The following is an 18380-nucleotide window of genomic DNA, read 5'->3' on the forward strand; positions in this document are numbered from 1 at the left end:
TCATTATTATTCCCCGCTCGGCCACTCCCCGATAAGAAAGGAACAACCCATGACATTAACTCCTTCCGAACGACTGCTTCATTTGCATGCGGCTCCATTTATGACGTGGCACAGGCTGCGTACTTTATATTACATAGATTCATCGTTTTCGTCGGTTTATACATTCAGTCCCACCCGTCTGCAGGAAACGCTCAAGCTCTCCAGCGCACAGGCCGCGGGTCTTTTTAAGTATTTTCAGGACACAGAGCCTCACCAAATGGCAGCCTATTACGAGTCATGTAACATTCAAACTATAACCTGTCTCGATCCAACCTATCCAGAACGCCTGCTATCAATATACGATCCTCCCTGGGTGCTGTACTTTTTAGGGGACAAAGAGCTGTTTTATTCGCCTAAAATGCTGGCAATTGTTGGGTCGCGAACCCCGACGGCTTATGGGAAAGAAGTTATTTCAACGTTTATGCCCGAATTGACCAGAGACAACATCACCGTTATCAGCGGTCTCGCAGCAGGAGTCGACGGTGCTGCTCATAAAGCGTGCATCGCAAACGGCGGCCGGACAATAGCCGTTCTCGGTTCCGGATTTGAGCACATTTATCCTAAACAGCACGTTGAGCTTGCCAGGCTGATAAAAAACAGGCATTTACTTGTGAGCGAATATCCTCCGGCGGTTTCTCCGCAGAAATGGCAGTTTCCGATGAGAAACCGGATTATCAGCGCATTATCGGATGCAGTGTTTGTGGTGGAAGCAAAAGAAAGAAGCGGATCCCTAATCACTGCTTATCAGGGTCTTGAACAGGGAAAGGATATTAAAGCACTTCCTGGTTCGATTTTGTCAAAAGAAAGTGCAGGCACGAATCAGCTGATCGCAGAGGGCGCGGAACCGGTCCTGAAATATGAGGATTTAACAGCTTCCGGCTGGAAGTAATCCCAGCTGTAAATGTAAATAGCTAGACAGCTTTTAATAACTGTGCAAAAATGATGATACTTTGTAATCCTTCACTATATTAAATAGAAGAAAAACGATTTTTTTAAAAGATGTTTGACAAAGATATCTAAAGTGTTTGATAATGGTGAAGATTTTAAAAGGGAAAAGGGGGAGGAAACTCCAACTATGGCAGATTATCTAGTAATCGTTGAATCTCCCGCTAAAGCGAAAACAATCGGGAAATATCTTGGCAAAAAATATACGGTGAAAGCTTCGATGGGGCACATTCGGGATCTTCCGAAAAGTCAAATGGGAGTAGATACAGAAAACCGCTATGAGCCCAAGTATATAACGATACGCGGGAAAGGGCCTGTGTTAAAAGAATTAAAAACAGCCGCAAAGAAGGTTAAAAAAGTGTATCTCGCAGCTGACCCCGACAGAGAAGGGGAAGCGATCGCGTGGCATTTAGCGCACAGCTTGAACATTGATGAAACCTCACCTTGCCGGGTTGTTTTTAACGAAATAACAAAAACGGCCATTAAAGATGCATTTAAAGACCCAAAACCAATTAACATGGATTTAGTGGATGCGCAGCAGGCAAGACGAATTCTTGATCGACTGGTCGGGTACAATATTAGTCCCCTGTTATGGAAAAAAGTAAAAAAAGGACTCAGTGCCGGACGTGTGCAGTCCATTGCCGTCAAAATGATTATTGATAGAGAAAAAGAAATTCAGGCGTTCATTCCGGAAGAATACTGGAGTATAGAAGGAACATTCAGCACAGGAGAAGAATCTTTTGATGCCAAGTTCCATCAGCTGGATGGTAATAAAGCAACCCTTCAGACGCAGGAAGACGTTAATGAAGTAACCGGCCGGATGAAGGGCGATAATTTTACGATCCAGAAAGTAACCAAAAAGGAAAGAAAACGAAATCCCGTTCAGCCTTTTACGACTTCTTCCCTGCAGCAGGAAGCCGCAAGAAAACTTAACTTCCGTGCAAAGAAGACCATGATGATTGCCCAGCAGCTCTATGAGGGAATCGACTTGGGGAAAAAAGAAGGAACGGTTGGTTTAATTACCTATATGAGAACGGATTCAACAAGAGTTTCCGACACTGCCAAAACAGAAGTGAAGTCGTTTATTGAAGAAAAATACGGCGAGGAATACACCCGGAAAGATACGCCGCAGCCGGCGAAAAAGAAAAACAACACACAGGACGCCCATGAGGCCGTCCGTCCAACTTCTGTCACGTACGAACCTAAAAATGTAAAACCAAACTTATCAAGAGACCAGTACCGCTTGTATAAACTAATCTGGGAGCGTCTTGTAGCAAGTGAGATGGCCCCCGCTGTGATGGATACCATGAGTGTGGATCTGGAAAACAACGGCGTAATGTTTAGAGCGACTGGTTCCAAAATTAAGTTTGCCGGTTTTATGAAGGTGTATGTTGAAGGCAGAGACGATGGCAAAAAAGAAGAAGACCGGCTGCTTCCGGACTTAAAAGAAGGCCAGGAAGTACAAAAAGTCGAAATAGAAGAAAATCAGCATTTTACGCAGCCGCCTCCACGCTATACGGAAGCAAGGCTCGTAAAAACAATGGAAGAATTGGGGATAGGCCGTCCGTCCACCTATGCGCCGACCCTGGATACGATCCAGCGCAGAAATTACGTTTCCCTGCAGGACAAGCGTTTCGTTCCTACAGAACTGGGAGAAATTGTCCTGGAGCTCGTAGTGGAGTTTTTCCCAGAAATTCTGGACGTTGCTTTTACTGCCAAAATGGAAAGTGACCTGGATTTTGTGGAAGAGGGCAGTGAAAATTGGATCGAAATTATTGATGCCTTTTACCAGGGATTCGATAAGCGCTTAAAAGTAGCTGAGGAAGAAATGCGTGAAGTAGAGATAAAAGACGAACCGGCAGGTGAAGACTGCGAACTCTGCGGAAACGCGATGGTATACAAAATGGGCCGCTACGGAAAATTTATGGCCTGTTCCAATTTCCCGGACTGCCGTAATACGAAAGCAATCGTTAAAGACATCGGCGTAAAATGCCCTACGTGTAAAACAGGAAATGTGGTTGAAAGAAAAAGTAAAAAACAGCGTACATTTTATGGGTGCGACCGCTACCCTGAATGTGAATTTGTATCGTGGGACAAGCCGATTTCAAGAGAGTGCCCGAAAGGCGATCATCTGCTTGTTGAAAAGAAAACGAAAAAAGGGGTACATGTTGAATGTACCGTATGTGATTATAAAGAAGAGCCGAACTAAATCATGAAGCAGAACCACACAAGAGCAGACACCCCTTTGAAAAAAGGGGTTTTGCTATGCAGTATGTACAATGGAAGAAACACGTCGATAGTAAAAAAATGAAACGAAGAAAGGAATGGGGCGTATGAATAAAGAGCATACAGTTACGGTAATAGGGGCAGGCCTGGCAGGAAGTGAAGCAGCCTGGCAGCTGGCTAATAGAGGCATAAACGTGAAATTATATGAAATGAGACCGGTTAAACAGACGCCGGCTCACCATACAGACAAATTTGCCGAACTGGTCTGCAGCAACTCCCTGCGCGGAAACAGCCTGGCCAACGCGGTAGGCGTACTGAAAGAAGAAATGAGACAGCTTGATTCGGTTATTATTAAAGCAGCGGACTACTGCGCCGTTCCGGCAGGAGGAGCCCTTGCGGTTGACCGCCATGAATTTGCAGCTAAAGTTACGGAACTTGTCAAAGAGCACGAGCTCGTTGAAGTCCACCATGAAGAAATTACGGAAATTCCCGATGGACCTGTCATTATTGCCACAGGACCGCTCACTACCGAGAAACTGTCAAAGCAGATTCAGGAGTTAAGCGGACAGGAGCATTTGTATTTTTATGATGCAGCCGCTCCTATTATTGAAACAGACAGTATCGACATGAACAAAGCGTATTTGAAATCCCGCTACGATAAAGGGGAAGCGGCCTACATTAACTGTCCGATGACAGAAGAAGAATTCGAACGGTTTCACAAGGCACTCACCGAAGCAGAAACCGTTCCTTTAAAAGAGTTTGAAAAAGAAATTTTCTTTGAAGGATGCATGCCGGTGGAAGTGATGGCAAACCGCGGCAAAAAAACGCTTTTGTTTGGCCCGATGAAACCGGTAGGGCTTGAGCATCCGGAGACAGGGAAACGTCCGTATGCGGTTGTGCAGCTGCGCCAGGACAATCAGTCGGGTACACTTTATAACATTGTAGGCTTTCAAACCCATTTAAAGTGGGGGCCGCAAAAAGAAGTCCTGCGCCTTATACCGGGTCTTGAAAATGCAGAAGTAGTGCGCTATGGCGTAATGCACCGTAATACGTTTATTAATTCACCAAATCTAATGGAACCGACGTACCAGACGAAAGCAAGAAAAGACTTGTTTTTTGCCGGTCAGATTACAGGCGTAGAAGGATATGTGGAATCTGCAGCGGCAGGACTGGTGGCCGGTAGAAACGCAGCTCATTTAGTCAAAGGCGAAGAACCGGAAGTTCTTCCTCATGAAACGGTCATTGGCGCACTGGCTCATTATATTACGACCGCAGATCCGAAGAATTTCCAGCCGATGAATGCCAACTTTGGCCTGTTATCCCCGCTGGAGCCAAGAATCCGTAAAAAACAGGAACGAAATGAAAAGCTGGCTGATCGGGCATTGGAATCCATTCAGAATTTTATGAAAAAATAATATATTGGGTTGCGGTTACATTCTCTCCTGTGATAAGATTTAATAGCTTTTGTCAATGAGGTGACGTGAATGCAGGAATCAGCATTACACCAAGAGGTTCAATCATTTATTCGCTATTTGCAAATAGAAAAAAATGCTTCTTCTTTGACGATCAAAGCGTATAAAGAAGATATTGCGGCTTTTTTTGCATTTTTGCAGCAGGAAGGCCTTCATTATGGCGACCAGATAGATACAGCTGTTGTGAGGCAGTATTATACGCATTTGTTTTCCAAAAATTATGAAAGAGCAACGCTCGCCCGCAAAATTTCCGCTCTCCGGACATTTTATAAATATTTAAAACGTGAAGAAAAAGTAGCGGTTAACCCTTTTCAGGCAGCAGTGCTGCCAAAAAAACAGCAGAAACTGCCGCGGTTTTTGTACACAAAAGAACTGGAAAAGCTGTTTCAGTCTTTTGATACATCCAAACCTGCCGGACAAAGGGATCTGGCCTTGTTTGAACTGCTTTATTCGACGGGAATGCGTATCAGCGAGTGCACATCACTAACGGAAGCGGATGTGGATAATGCGACGCAGATGATCCTGGTGGAAGGAAAAGGCCAGAAGCAGCGCTATATACCTGTCGGCTCTTTTGCTCTTGAGGCAGTTACCAGTTACCGGGAGCAGGGCAGAAAACTGCTCGCCGCTAAAAACAACGGGGAAGATCAGGCTTTGTTCTTAAATAATAGAGGAAAAGCTTTAACAGATAGAGGCTGTCGTTACATTGTGGAGAAAAGGGTAAAAGACGTCTCAAATACTTTAAAGCTCTCTCCCCATGACCTCAGACATACATTTGCCACCCATATGCTTGATAATGGAGCAGACTTGAGAAGTGTACAGGATCTGCTTGGTCACGAACATTTATCCACCACGCAGATATATACACATGTGACGAAAGACCGTTTAAAACAGGTGTATGACAAAGCTCATCCCAGAGCGGAGAAAAGAGAGGACTGACTTATGGATCAATCTTTTCATGCAACAACTATTTTTGCAGTCAGGCATAACGGCCGCAGTGCGATGGCCGGTGACGGCCAGGTAACGTTCGGACAGGCAGTGGTCATGAAACATACGGCTAAAAAAGTAAGAAAAATTTATAACGGCCAGGTACTGGCAGGTTTTGCAGGCTCCGTTGCAGATGCATTTACTTTGTTTGATATGTTCGAAGGAAAACTCGAACAGTGGAAAGGCAACCTGCAGCGTGCAGCGGTGGAAGTTGCAAAAGAGTGGCGCAGCGATAAGGCGCTTAGAAGACTGGAAGCCATGCTGATTGTAATGGATAAAGATACGCTGCTTCTTGTAGCCGGCACCGGCGAAGTCATTGAACCGGATGACGATATGATTGCTATCGGCTCGGGCGGAAATTACGCCCTTGCAGCCGGGCGCGCCCTAAAAAATTATGCTCCGAATATGGAAGCAAAGGCTATTGCAGAGGCGGCTCTCCGGACAGCTGGAGAAATCTGCGTCTTCACAAATGACCAGCTGACAATGGAAGAAATTCACGAAGCATCTGAATAATAATGAGTTAAGGCTGGAAGGGAGAACAGAGCATGAGCATATCGCTTACCCCCAAAGAAATAGTTGAAAAACTGGATCAATATATCGTAGGACAGCACTCTGCCAAACGCTCCGTAGCGGTAGCGCTTCGTAACCGTTATCGCAGAAGCAGGCTGACTGAATCCGTCCAGGAGGAAATCACTCCAAAAAACATTCTTATGATCGGCCCCACCGGCGTTGGTAAAACCGAAATTGCCCGCAGGCTTGCTAAATTGGCCGGAGCACCGTTTGCAAAGGTGGAAGCAACAAAATTTACAGAAGTAGGCTATGTCGGCCGTGATGTGGAATCAATGATCCGTGATCTGGTGGAAACATCAGTAAGGCTTGTAAAAGAAGAAAAGATGACGAGTGTTCAGGGAGAAGCAGAGCGCGAGGCAAACAAAAGGCTCGTTAAGCTGCTCGTGCCCGAGAAAAAGAAAAACAACTCCTCTGTAAAAAACCCATTTGAAATGTTCTTTCAGCAGCAGAATGGAGAGGAGGAGGAAGAACCGGAGCAGGAAGATCAGACAATTGCGCAGCAGAGACGACAGACAGAGCATAAGCTGCGCATGGGAGAACTTGAAGACCATATCGTTGCAGTGGAAGTAGAGCAGCAGTCTTCTTCCATGGCAGATATGTTCCAGGGTGCCGGTATGGATCAAATGGGAATGAACATGCAGGAAATGATGAGCAGCATGCTTCCGAAGAAAAAGACCTCACGCAAGCTGACTGTAAGAGATGCGAGAAAAGTAATAACGGAGCAGGAAGCCCAAAAGCTTGTAGATATGGATGAAATAGGCCAGGATGCTGTATTTAAAGCAGAACAGCTCGGCATTATTTTTATAGATGAAATAGATAAAGTAGCAGGCAAGCAGCAGAGCAGCAGTGCAGATGTATCACGGGAAGGCGTGCAGCGTGATATTCTTCCCATTGTAGAAGGATCAACCGTCACGACGAAATACGGCCCTGTAAAGACCGACCACATTCTATTTATTGCAGCCGGAGCCTTTCATATGTCGAAGCCTTCCGACTTAATTCCGGAGCTCCAGGGGCGCTTTCCTATCCGTGTGGAGCTGGACAGCTTAAATATAGAAGACTTTATTAAAATTTTAAAAGAACCCGATCACGCGTTGTTGAAACAGTACCAGGCACTGCTTGCAACAGAAGGCATCAATGTGGAGTTCACCGATGCGGCCATCAGAAAGATCGCAGAGCTTGCCCTGGAAGTAAACCAGCAGACTGAAGATATAGGCGCAAGAAGGCTTCATACGCTTCTGGAGCGGCTTCTGGAGGACCTTTCCTTTGAAGCCTCGAGTATTACAATGGACAAAATAACAATAACCCCGGAATATGTAGAAGAAAAATTGGACTCAATAGCTAAAGATAGAGATATGAGCCGATATATTTTATAGGGGACAAGGAGGATGCATCAATGGATTTACTAACGAAAACCAGAAAAATTAATGAGATGCTTCAAAAAACAACAGGAGACCATGTGAATTTTAAGGATATGGCAGAGACGCTTCAGGAAGTTATCGGGGCCAACGTATTTGTAGTCAGCCGCCGCGGAAAGCTGCTCGGTTTTTCTATTAAGCAGGAAATTGAAAACGAAAGAATGAAAAAAATGCTTGAAGAAAGACAATTTCCGGAAGAATACACCACCGGCCTTTTCAAACTCGAAGAAACGTCCCCGAACCTTGATGTAGACAGTGAATACACGGCTTTTCCAGTTGAAAACAAGGAATTATTTAAATCGGGACTTACCACTGTCGTGCCAATCAGCGGCGGCGGCCAGCGTCTTGGCACACTTGTACTGGCAAGACTGAATGAGTCATTTAATGATGATGACCTGATTCTGGCTGAATACGGCGCAACCGTTGTAGGCATGGAAATTCTTCATGAAAAAACACAGGAAATCGAAGAAGAGGCAAGAAGCAAAGCGGTCGTACAAATGGCTATCAGCTCTTTGTCTTACAGTGAATTAGAAGCTGTTGAGCATATCTTTGAAGAATTGGACGGCAAAGAAGGACTGCTTGTTGCAAGTAAAATTGCAGACCGCGTCGGTATTACAAGATCGGTTATCGTTAACGCACTAAGAAAGCTGGAAAGTGCGGGAGTTATTGAATCAAGGTCGCTTGGCATGAAAGGTACGTATATTAAAGTGCTTAATGATAAATTTCTAATAGAATTAGACAAAATTAAATCCAGTAACTAAACGTTACCCCCTCCTCAACCAGGCGGGGCTTTTTTTTATGCCAAAATAGCAGTGCTTCTAAAAAACGTAGTACTAAAGGGTGGTAAATAGGACTATATATTTAAACTGGGTATTTATTAGCGACTTTATAAATAACTAAAACTCTATTAGACAAACGTCCTATTTTTTTATACAATTTGAATAGTTATCCTAGTTAAATGTAATTATTTGGAATAAATACTGTCAAAATGTCTTGATATAAAAGTTTGTTAATAACAATAAAAAAGGAGGAATGAGTATGGGATTGTTTGATTCCACCACAATTCAACAGCTGGAAAGAGGATTATCAGGAGCTGCCAATGAGCAGAAAGCTATTTCGCAAAACATAGCAAATGCTGATACACCGGGATATAAAGAGAGAAGAGCCTCATTTAAACAAAGCCTGGAACAAGCTTCCGCCGGGCAGGGTCTTCAGGCTCATAAAACAAATGCCAAACATATAAACTTTAGTAATGGGGATAAAGATTCATACATAAACGAAAAGACCCAGGAAATGTATCATGCTAATGGGAATGGTGTGGATATTGATAAAGAAATGTCCGAGCTTGCTAAAAATCAGCTTTACTTTAATGCTGTGACAGATCGTCTCAGCGGAAAATACAGCAGTTTGAAAACAGCTGTACGGGGAGGATCCTGATAAATGGGATTATTTGATGGTATTAATGCATCAGCAAGTGCATTGACGGCTCAGCGGCTGCGCATGGATGTTACTTCTGCCAACGTAGCAAACGCGGATTCCACGCGGGGCAGGCTGGTGGACGGAGAGTGGGAACCTTATAGAAGAAAAATGGTTGCTTTTGAGCCGCAGGAAAATTTTTCTTCCCACCTGTCACAGGCGATGAAAGAGGGCGGCACGGATCAGGGCGGTGTCAACGTGCGAACGATTCAGGATGACACGACGCCTTTCCGTGAAGTGTATCAGCCTGAGCATCCTGAGGCTGACGAAGAAGGATATGTGCAGCTGCCAAACGTTGACCCATTAAAAGAGATGGTAAACATGATGGGGGCCACAAGATCATATGAAGCCAACGTTACAGCAATGAATGCGACAAAAAATATGATGCTCAAAGCACTTGAGATTGGAAGAAACTAATAGAAACGAGGCAGAAAAATGAATATAGAATCCGTTATGCCTAATAGTGCCTCTGGTGCGCTGCAGCAAAAGCCGGCTGAAAATACTCCGGCGGAAGCGATGAATTCATTTAAAGACGTATTAAACGACGCCGTATCAAATGTAAATAAAGCGTCCCTGCATTCAGATGAAATGACAACAAAACTTGCAACAGGAGAAACAGACAATCTGCACGAGGTCATGGTGGCCGCAGAGAAATCAAGTGTGATGCTGCAAACGACAGTTGAAGTAAGAAACAAAGTAATTGAAGCTTATCAAGAAATTATGCGCATGCAGGTATAAGAAAGCAGGGCGAGAGCTGGGGGAGCTATGAAAGAACAATTTTCAACATTAAGAGCGAGATGGAAAGAGTACTGGTCTGCTAAAACAAAAAAGCAACGGGTAGTATTAATAAGCGGCCTTCTTGCTATTATTCTATTTTTCTTTTTGCTGCTTTTCTTCACGATGAGAACCAATTACGTTACGTTGTATACGGATCTCCCAGCCGCTGAAGCAGGGCAGATAAAAGAAAGCCTGGACGCCAAAGGCGTAAAGTCCGAGATTACAAACGATGGAACCAGCATAAGCGTGCCTAAAGAACAGGCGGATGCGCTTAAAGTAGAACTCGCCTCGGAAGGGATTCCGGAAAGCGGCGCGATCGATTATACCTTCATTGAAGACCAGATGGGCTTTGGTATGACAGATAATGAATTTTCCGTCATGGAACGGGCTGCTATGCAGACAGAGCTTCAGGGACTCATTCAAAACATAAACGGCGTGGAAGCGGCGAGCGTGATGATCACGCTGCCGGAAGAGTCAACCTGGCTTGCCGATGAAGCCGGAACAGCCACGGCTTCTATTGTTGTGGAAATGGGAACGGCAACGCTTGAAGAAGCAGAAATCAAAGCACTTTATCACCTGGTCTCCAAAAGTGTACCGAACCTCCCCGTGGAAAATGTAGTCATTATGAACCAAAATTCAGAGCAGTTTGATTATGACGGCGGCGGTTCCGGAGGAACAATGAGTGCCTTTGAAGAACAAAACGAGATCCAGAAGCAAATTGAAAAGGATCTTCAGCAGCAGCTGCACCAGATGCTGGGTACGATGATGGGAAATGATAAAGTGGTCGTTTCCGTGACCACCGATATTGACTTCACCCAGGAAAACCGGGAAGAAGCACTCGTAGAACCTGTTGATGAAGAAAATATGGAAGGGCTGGAAGTAAGTGCAGAACGAATCACCGAGACGTTTGAAGGCGCCGATCTTGAAGAAGGCGGCGTCGTTGGAGCCGGTGAAGAAGACATTGCTAATTATCCTGCAGGAGCTTTCGGCGCAGCCGGAGATTCCGAACGCACGGAAGAAAGAATTAATACAGAAGTAAACCGGATTCATAAAGAAATTGCAGAAAGTCCTTATAAAATAAGGGATCTGGGGATACAGGTAATGGTGGAACCGCCGGATCCGGAAGATCCCAACTCGCTGCCGGCTGAAAGCATAGCCGATATTGAGGATATTCTTACAACCGCCGTAAGTACGAGCATCGATGAAGAATTCCTGAATGAAGAAAATGCCGGAGATGTTGAAGACAAAATCTTTGTGTCTTCCCAGGTATTTAATGGAAAAGCAGAAGTAGAAGAAGCTGGAAACGGCCTGCCATGGTGGGTTTATGTAGTAGGAGGGGTTCTTGCTGCAGCAGTAGTTGTTCTTGTCATTATTCTCGTCCGCCGCAGAAAAGTGGAAGAAGAAGAGGAAGCAGACATTGATGAACTGGAAGCGGCCGCAGGACCTGAAGCTGTTCTGCCGCTTGAAGAACCACAGGAGTCGCCGGAGAAGGCTAAAAGAAAACAGCTGGAAAAGCTCGCTAAAGAAAACCCGGATGAATTCACAAAGTTATTAAGAACGTGGCTTTCTGATGATTAAAAGAGAGGAGGCAGTGCAGTGGTGAAAACAAAAGACAAATTAAACGGCCGGCAAAAAGCGGCCATTCTTCTTATCTCTATGGGACCGGATGTCAGTGCCGGCGTGTATAAGCACTTAACAGAACAGGAAATAGAAAAATTAACGCTTGAAATTGCAAACGTGCGCCGGGTGGAAAATGATGTGAAAGATACCATAATGGACGAATTCCATCACATTGCCATGGCCCAGGAGTACATTACGCAGGGTGGTATCGGATACGCCAAAAATGTTCTTGAAAAAGCACTTGGAGAAGATCACGCGATGAAGATGATTGAAAGGCTTACTTCGACACTGCACGTCAAACCATTTGACTTCGCCAGAAAAGCAGATGCGGGCCAGATTCTTAACTTTATTCAAAATGAACACCCCCAGACCATTGCGCTCATTCTTTCTTATCTTCAGTCCGAGCAGGCCGGGCAGGTTTTATCGGCACTGCCCGAAAAACTGCAGGCAGATGTAGCAAAACGTATTGCGACAATGGACAGTACATCCCCTGAGATTGTAAGCCAAGTGGAACACATTCTGGAACAGAAGCTTTCTGCGACCGTAACGCAGGACTATACGGAAGCCGGCGGCATTGAGTCAGTGGTGGAAGTATTAAACAGCGTAGACAGGGCAACCGAACGAACGATACTGGAAGCACTGGAAGCAGAAGATTCTGAACTGGCTGAAGAAATTAAAAAACGGATGTTTGTATTCGAAGATATAGTAACGCTTGATAAACGTTCCATCCAGCGTGTAATAAGGGATGTAGAAAATGAAGACCTGCAGCTCAGCCTGAAAGTTGCAAGCGAAGAAGTAAAGGCGATTATATTTCAGAACATGTCAGATCGTATGGCAGACTCCTTTAAAGAAGAAATGGAATTTATGGGCCCTGTTCGTGTGAAAAGCGTGGAAGAAGCGCAGACGCGTATTGTTAATACGGTACGCCGCCTGGAAGAAAGTGGAGAGATTGTTATTACAAGAGGGGGAGGAGACGATATCGTTGTCTAGAGTGATTAAAGAAACACACGCGCTTTATGAGACATCTGAACGATCTATCGCTATTCACGCCTCTTTTATCCCTGAGAAACAAGTAGAACAGGGCTCGGCGATGCCGGACATTCACCGGAAAAGACTACGCGCGCGCCAGGTAGAAGCGGACGCCCGCGCCAAACTGGAACAGGCAGAGCGGGAACTCGAGCAGGTACGTTTTCAGATAAGCCGGGAAGAAGAGGATTCTAAAGCCAGAATCCAGCAGGCATTTGAAGAAGCGAAACAGGCCGGTACGGCAGAAGGCTTTGCAGAAGGCTACGAAGCTGGAAAAAAAAGCTGGAACGAAGAGATAGAAAAAGCAGAGCGTGTTGTTCATTCCTCCCGTCAGGAGAAAGAAGCCTATCTGGAAGCGTCGGAAGGGACGATCCTTACACTTGCCATGGCCGTAGCGGAACGGATGCTCGGCCGCTCTATTCTGCAGGAGGAAACGCTGTGGGTGGACCTGGTAAAGCAGGCGCTCGTGGAAGTAAAAGAGGAAAAAGAAATAACCATTTATGTAGCGCCTGATCAATATGATATTACGATCAGCCGCAAAGAAGAAATAGAAACTCTGCTTTATCAAAACCAGCAGCTCTGGATTGTACCGAGCCACCAACTTGAACAGAATCAATGTTCCATCGAAACGCCATTTGGAAGAGTAAATGCCTCTGTTGATACGCAGCTTGCCGAAATAAAACAGCAGCTGGAGCAGCTTCTGGCAGAAGGGGCTGCTGATGAAAGCCATTCAACTGCTTCCTAGCATCGAAAAGATCAACCCATACCTCCGTTATGGAAAAGTCACGAAAGTTGTCGGTTTAACGATTGAATCAAAAGGACCAAAAACATCGATAGGTGATCTCTGCTACATTCATCATGCTGATCATTCAACACCGATTACAGCAGAGGTGGTCGGATTTAAAGAAGAAAACGTGCTGTTGATGCCTTTGAAAAAAGGAACAGATATCAGTCCGGGAAGCCTCGTGGAAACGACGCGCAAACCGCTGCAGATATTAGCAGGACAGGGCCTTGTAGGCAGAGTGATTGACGGAATGGGTCAGCCCATGGACGGCAGGCCGCTTCCGTCAGGCCTGATGAAAGTAAATACGTCAAAAGAACCACCGAATCCCTTGTCGAGGCCCAGAATTACAGCACCAATGTCGCTTGGCATTAAAGTAATAGACGGGCTGCTGACAGTAGGGGAAGGACAGCGCGTAGGAATATTTGCAGGAAGCGGAGTCGGGAAGAGCACGCTCCTTTCCATGATTACGCGTTATTCGGAAGCCGATATTAATGTTATTGCGCTTATAGGAGAACGCGGACGCGAAGTGAAGGATTTTATTGAAAGAGATCTTGGAGAAGAAGGAATGAAGAAATCGATTGTCGTAGCTGCTACTTCTGACCAAACGGCTTTGATGAGAATAAAAGGGGCGATGACCGCCACGGCTGTTGCTGAATATTTCAGGGATCAAGGAAAAAAGGTAAATTTAATGATGGATTCGGTGACCCGTTTTGCAATGGCTCAGCGGGAAATAGGGCTCGCCGTAGGAGAACCGCCGACAACAAAGGGCTATACGCCTTCTGTATTCGCTATGCTGCCAAGTTTATTGGAACGGTCCGGGACAAGCAGAGAAGGATCGATTACCGCCTTTTACACCGTTTTGGTTGATGGAGACGATTTTAATGAACCTATTGCAGATGCAGTACGAGGTATACTGGACGGTCACTTTGTACTCGACCGCAGCCTTGCTGATAAAGCCCACTATCCATCCATCAATGTATTAAAAAGTGTCAGCCGGGTGATGAATGAGGTCGTTTCGCCCAGTCATGCAAAAGCTGCCAGGAAACTAAGAGAAATGCTGGCAACCTACACAGAAGCAGAAGATTTAATTCAAATTGGTGCCTACAAAAGAGGTTCTTCGCAGAAAATTGATGAAGCTGTTGCCATGAGAGAGCAAACATTAAAGTTTGTTCAGCAGGGGGAAACAGAACGTTTCAGCCTATTGGATGCAGAAGAGCAGTTATTAAAAGACTTTGGTGAAGGAGAGCAGCAATGAGTAAAACAAGAGATGTCTTTGAAAAAATGCTGAAGTGGCATGAGCAGGAAAAGCAGGCAAAAACAAAAGAATATCAGCAGGCGCTTACTTTTTTTGAAGAAACAGCTACAAAATTGTACGATCTTCTCCGAAAGAAAGAAGAGCAGGAAGGAAAAGATACGGAAGCGCTGAGAGCGGGAGTGCCGGTCCGCCACCTACAACATCATGGAAAAATAATGAAGTTTATGCATCAGGATATACATACACTCACGTTGGAAACAAACAAAGCGCGGTTTAAAATGGATACTGCCAAAGATGAACTGGCTGCGTCATTTCAGGAGTTCAAGAAATATGAAAAGCTGCTGGAAAAAAAGAAAGAAGAGGAAACGAAGCTTATAAAACAAGCCGATGCAAAATTAATGGATGAACTTTCTGCACGGGCCTTTGCTTTTAATGGGAGTTAACCCATGGCTAAAAATAAAAAACCACCCGTGGAAGAAAAAGAGAAAGAAAAAAAAGGCGGCATGCTGCAATGGTTCATACTGATTGTACTCGTGCCGGTTACCTTTGCAATCATTATCGGCGTCGTGATTTTATCAATGATGGGTGTTCCTCTTGCGGATATGGGTAAAAATGCCGCTGCCGGGATACCTGGGATTTCCACACTGATAGAAAATGAGCCGGAAGAAACGGCTGGAGGTTCGCCGGAAGATGCAGAGACGATCGCAGCGCTGGAAGAAGAAATACAATCGATGGAACAGCAGCTGATTGAAAAAGACGATGAACTCATTTCCCTGCAGGAAGAAGCGGAGGCCGCAGGAGAAGAAACGGATGCAGAAGAGGAAGAAATGGAAGCAAACCCTGAACTCGCTGAACTGGCTTCGATGTATGAAGAAATGTCCGCCAAAAATGCAGCAGCGATTTTAAATGAAATGGAAGATGCTCAAGTGATTCGTCATATGCAGGAAATGAATACAGAAAACCGCTCCGCTATATTAGAAAAAATGGAAGTGGAAAAAGCAGCAATAATCATGGGCGCCTTTGAAGAGCCGGCTGCAGAAACCGGATGACCATCATCGGCTCCCGGGAAAGGAGGTGAAATAGTGCAGGCGATTCAACAATTGCTCAACAATTCTGCTGTTAAATCAACAGGGCTCCCGCTGCAGCCGAAAGGAACCGGTACAGGTTTCATGGAAATGCTGGGAAAAGCGGGGAAAAATTATAATGAACTGCAGACAGCCGATCAGGATAATGTAAAAGAAGAATCAAAAAACAACACCGAAGAAGCGGAAGCGTCGTTGGAAAACATTCTGGATAAGCTCAAAAAGGTGTTCGCATCAAATCCGGAAGCTTCTGTTTCTTCATCTGCGGCTTTGGAACTGCAGGCACGCCTGGAAGAACTTTCGTCTCCTCATTCCGGCATGTCAGATAAAGAGCGTATGGAGGAAATAATTACCCTTTTTCAGACATATGATGCCGAGCTTCTTGAAAACGAGCTCCATGTGTTCTTTGAACACAAGGAAATGCAGATGGAATTAACAGAGGTGGAGTGGGAAAAAGCTGAAGCTGAAGCTTTTCAGAAACAAGAAGCACATATAGAAGCAGCGGCAAGAACGCTGGAGCTTAATAAACAAGCTAAAGAAGAACTGGTTGTCTCAGCTGTGACAGCTCTTATTACTCTAAATAATGCCACAGAAAAAACTGCTTCTCTTTCAAAAGAAGACCTTTTGAAGCAGATGAATGTTCTGCAGCTAAAGATAGAAGCAGCGGCTGCCGGAAGTGAAGCAACAGCTGAGCACGATGGCCGGAAGATGCTGGAATATATATCTACAAAAGTGCCTCTGCTTAAAGAGCAGCCTGGGGTAAAAGAAGCCGTTTCAAATTTGGAGAAAGCAGTGCAATCCGGCACTGAACCTTCTGTTATAAAAAAAGCATTATCCGTTCTGGCTTCAGCATTGGACACATTAAAAGCATCTTTAAGTGATACACCGGCAAAGGAGTTTGGCAGCCCTGCTCTACAGGGGCTGTCCAGAAATATCGCAGCACGACCGCCTGAATGGTTGAAAACAACGCCGACAGGCAGCTCTTTTATACCTGCAGAAGAAAAGCAGACGGATACAGTAAAAGTACCGCCACTGTTCCTGAAAGATCAGGGGACGGCAGGCAATAGAAAAACGACAGAAGGTTATAAAGTGATTACAGATCCTGTCCGATTCGTACAGCTTTTATCCGATAAAAACGGAAGTACCTCCACCCAGCCTGGAAAGCTGGAAGGAATACAGGTTGAAATGAGCACTATCCCGGTGTCGAGAATGGAAATGGGCACGGAACTAAATCAGCTTTTGGCAAAACCTGTATTGGAAACGGGGCCGCTTCCTCAGGTGCAGCAGGCGTTAATCCAGCTTGGGGAAGCAAAAACCGCTCATGGACGCCAACAGGAATTTATTAAACAGTTTCAAGACATATTGAATAGATCCTCTCTTCAGGCATTTAAGAACGGTACCCAGCAGCTTACTCTCATATTAAGACCTGCCCATTTGGGACGTATTGATATGAAAATCAGTTTAAAAGACGGCCTGATGACAGCTCAGCTTACTGCTTCTTCCAAAGGAGCAAGAGAAGTAATGGAACAGAACCTTCCTTCGTTAAGACAGAGCTTCGCCTCCCAGCAGCTGCAGGTGGAACGCATTGAAATCACCGAGCAGCAGGAGAGCCTCTTAAAAGAAAAAGAGGAACAGCAGGAACAGAGACGACGGATAATGGAACAGGCCGAGCCTGAATCTGATCTTGAAGAAGCGGCTTTTTCGGATGTTCTGGAAAACATAATCTTTAACGAGAAAGTGTAGGGATAAAATGAATAATGTAGACATGAATCATCTGCTTCCTCAGGACAATAAAGTGGCAGTTAAAAATGCAAAAGACGGTGCGCTTGGTAAAGACGAATTTTTGAAAATACTCATCGCCCAGCTGCAGAATCAGGATCCAATGAATCCAATGGAAGACAAAGAATTTATTGCGCAGATGGCTTCTTTTTCATCGCTCGAGCAAATGACAAACATGAATCAGTCACTGCAGAAGTTTACAGAGGCACAGGAAAGCGGATCGCTTGTACAGCACAGTCAGCTGATTAACAAAGAAATAACCTGGCAGTCTAAAGGAGACGAAGTGAACGGTTTTGCAGAAACGAAAGATCATCAAAACACGGTAACATCCGTTCAAAAAGACAGCAAAGGTTCCATCCGTTACCTGCTTGACAATAACAGCTGGATTGACAGTTCCCAGCTTGTACAGGTAAGAGCAGACAAAGAAACGGAAGAATCCCCAACTTTATAGAGAGGATCCTATCATATGATTCAGGATATTGGAAAGCAGAGCTGGAACCGGCTTCCGCATCCGGCAGGAGCGGCCGGGCAGTCCACGGACAAAGTGCGTACAGCTTCATTTGCTGATCTGCTCCACTCCCAGCAGGCAGAACCTCTGAAAATCAGTCGTCATGCTGAGAAAAGAATAATGGAGCGGGACGTGAGGGTATCAGATGGCGAATGGAAGGCAATAGAAGAAAAAATGCCGGAAGCCAAGCGGCAGGGCGTTAAAGATTCTGTCGTGTGGACAAGTCGGGCAGCGCTCGTCGTAAGCGCTGAAAACCATACCGTTATTACGGCTATGACTCATAAAGAAGCAAGCAATCACGTGTTCACCAATATTAACGGCACAATGTTCGTTAATGATGAAGCCTGACCTTACGAGGAAGCTTCAAGCATCAGGCCGACGCTTCTGATGCTCCCAAACTAAAACAAAAAAACCAGGAGGAA

19 protein-coding genes are annotated in these 18380 nt (G+C 45.2%); all 19 read left to right on the forward strand.

Features of this window, described 5'->3' with window-relative positions:
- The first annotated feature begins 49 nt into the window (after nt 1–49).
- Nucleotides 50–928 (forward strand): DNA-processing protein DprA, encoded by an 879-nt coding sequence (gene dprA, locus AC5W2J_RS10675; RefSeq protein WP_496059439.1) that lies wholly within the window; start codon nt 50–52, stop codon nt 926–928.
- 186 nt (nt 929–1114) lie between these two features.
- Nucleotides 1115–3193 carry a type I DNA topoisomerase gene (gene topA, locus AC5W2J_RS10680; RefSeq protein ID WP_496059440.1) on the forward strand — a complete coding sequence of 693 codons (2079 nt, stop codon included), beginning with the start codon at nt 1115–1117 and terminating at the stop codon, nt 3191–3193.
- Between the two features lie 124 nt (nt 3194–3317).
- Nucleotides 3318–4625, forward strand: coding sequence for an FADH(2)-oxidizing methylenetetrahydrofolate--tRNA-(uracil(54)-C(5))-methyltransferase TrmFO (gene trmFO, locus AC5W2J_RS10685; RefSeq protein ID WP_496059441.1), 1308 nt, complete (start codon nt 3318–3320; stop codon nt 4623–4625).
- 69 nt (nt 4626–4694) lie between these two features.
- Entirely contained in the window at nt 4695–5618 is a 924-nt protein-coding gene (gene xerC / locus AC5W2J_RS10690) for a tyrosine recombinase XerC (RefSeq protein WP_496059442.1), read from the forward strand.
- Nucleotides 5619–5621: 3 nt separating this feature from the next.
- Nucleotides 5622–6179: an ATP-dependent protease subunit HslV gene (gene hslV / locus AC5W2J_RS10695; RefSeq protein WP_496059443.1), complete on the forward strand. Its 558-nt coding sequence runs from the start codon at nt 5622–5624 to the stop codon at nt 6177–6179.
- Nucleotides 6180–6211: 32 nt separating this feature from the next.
- Entirely contained in the window at nt 6212–7609 is a 1398-nt protein-coding gene (gene hslU / locus AC5W2J_RS10700; protein ID WP_496059444.1) for an ATP-dependent protease ATPase subunit HslU, read from the forward strand.
- A 20-nt stretch (nt 7610–7629) separates the two neighbouring features.
- Nucleotides 7630–8412 carry a GTP-sensing pleiotropic transcriptional regulator CodY gene (gene codY, locus AC5W2J_RS10705; RefSeq protein WP_496059445.1) on the forward strand — a complete coding sequence of 261 codons (783 nt, stop codon included), beginning with the start codon at nt 7630–7632 and terminating at the stop codon, nt 8410–8412.
- A gap of 277 nt (nt 8413–8689) precedes the next feature.
- Nucleotides 8690–9088 carry a flagellar basal body rod protein FlgB gene (gene flgB, locus AC5W2J_RS10710; RefSeq protein WP_496059446.1) on the forward strand — a complete coding sequence of 133 codons (399 nt, stop codon included), beginning with the start codon at nt 8690–8692 and terminating at the stop codon, nt 9086–9088.
- Nucleotides 9089–9091: 3 nt separating this feature from the next.
- Nucleotides 9092–9544 (forward strand): flagellar basal body rod protein FlgC, encoded by a 453-nt coding sequence (gene flgC, locus AC5W2J_RS10715; protein WP_496059447.1) that lies wholly within the window; start codon nt 9092–9094, stop codon nt 9542–9544.
- Nucleotides 9545–9562: 18 nt separating this feature from the next.
- Complete coding sequence (fliE, locus tag AC5W2J_RS10720) at nt 9563–9865, forward strand: flagellar hook-basal body complex protein FliE (RefSeq protein ID WP_252313813.1); 303 nt, start codon at nt 9563–9565, stop codon at nt 9863–9865.
- Between the two features lie 27 nt (nt 9866–9892).
- Entirely contained in the window at nt 9893–11482 is a 1590-nt protein-coding gene (fliF, locus tag AC5W2J_RS10725; protein ID WP_496059448.1) for a flagellar basal-body MS-ring/collar protein FliF, read from the forward strand.
- Between the two features lie 18 nt (nt 11483–11500).
- Nucleotides 11501–12514, forward strand: a complete 1014-nt coding sequence (gene fliG, locus AC5W2J_RS10730) for a flagellar motor switch protein FliG (protein WP_496059449.1) — start codon at nt 11501–11503, stop codon at nt 12512–12514.
- Nucleotide 12515: 1 nt separating this feature from the next.
- Nucleotides 12516–13295, forward strand: a complete 780-nt coding sequence (gene fliH / locus AC5W2J_RS10735; RefSeq protein WP_496059663.1) for a flagellar assembly protein FliH — start codon at nt 12516–12518, stop codon at nt 13293–13295.
- Entirely contained in the window at nt 13270–14589 is a 1320-nt protein-coding gene (gene fliI, locus AC5W2J_RS10740; protein WP_496059450.1) for a flagellar protein export ATPase FliI, read from the forward strand. The genes fliH and fliI overlap by 26 nt, the downstream gene beginning before the upstream one ends.
- Complete coding sequence (gene fliJ, locus AC5W2J_RS10745) at nt 14586–15032, forward strand: flagellar export protein FliJ (RefSeq protein WP_496059451.1); 447 nt, start codon at nt 14586–14588, stop codon at nt 15030–15032. Before fliI ends, fliJ begins: the two co-directional genes overlap by 4 nt.
- 3 nt (nt 15033–15035) lie before the next feature.
- The gene (locus AC5W2J_RS10750) at nt 15036–15638 is read left to right on the forward strand and encodes a MotE family protein (protein ID WP_496059452.1); all 603 of its coding nucleotides are present in this window, start codon (nt 15036–15038) and stop codon (nt 15636–15638) included.
- 33 nt (nt 15639–15671) lie between these two features.
- On the forward strand, nt 15672–17414 hold the full coding sequence (locus AC5W2J_RS10755; protein WP_496059453.1) for a flagellar hook-length control protein FliK: 1743 nt from the start codon (nt 15672–15674) through the stop codon (nt 17412–17414).
- Between the two features lie 7 nt (nt 17415–17421).
- Entirely contained in the window at nt 17422–17901 is a 480-nt protein-coding gene (flgD, locus tag AC5W2J_RS10760) for a flagellar hook assembly protein FlgD (protein WP_496059454.1), read from the forward strand.
- Between the two features lie 15 nt (nt 17902–17916).
- On the forward strand, nt 17917–18306 hold the full coding sequence (locus AC5W2J_RS10765) for a TIGR02530 family flagellar biosynthesis protein (RefSeq protein ID WP_496059455.1): 390 nt from the start codon (nt 17917–17919) through the stop codon (nt 18304–18306).
- The last annotated feature ends 74 nt before the right edge of the window (nt 18307–18380 follow it).

Source organism: Sinobaca sp. SA16-1, from assembly GCF_059510515.1.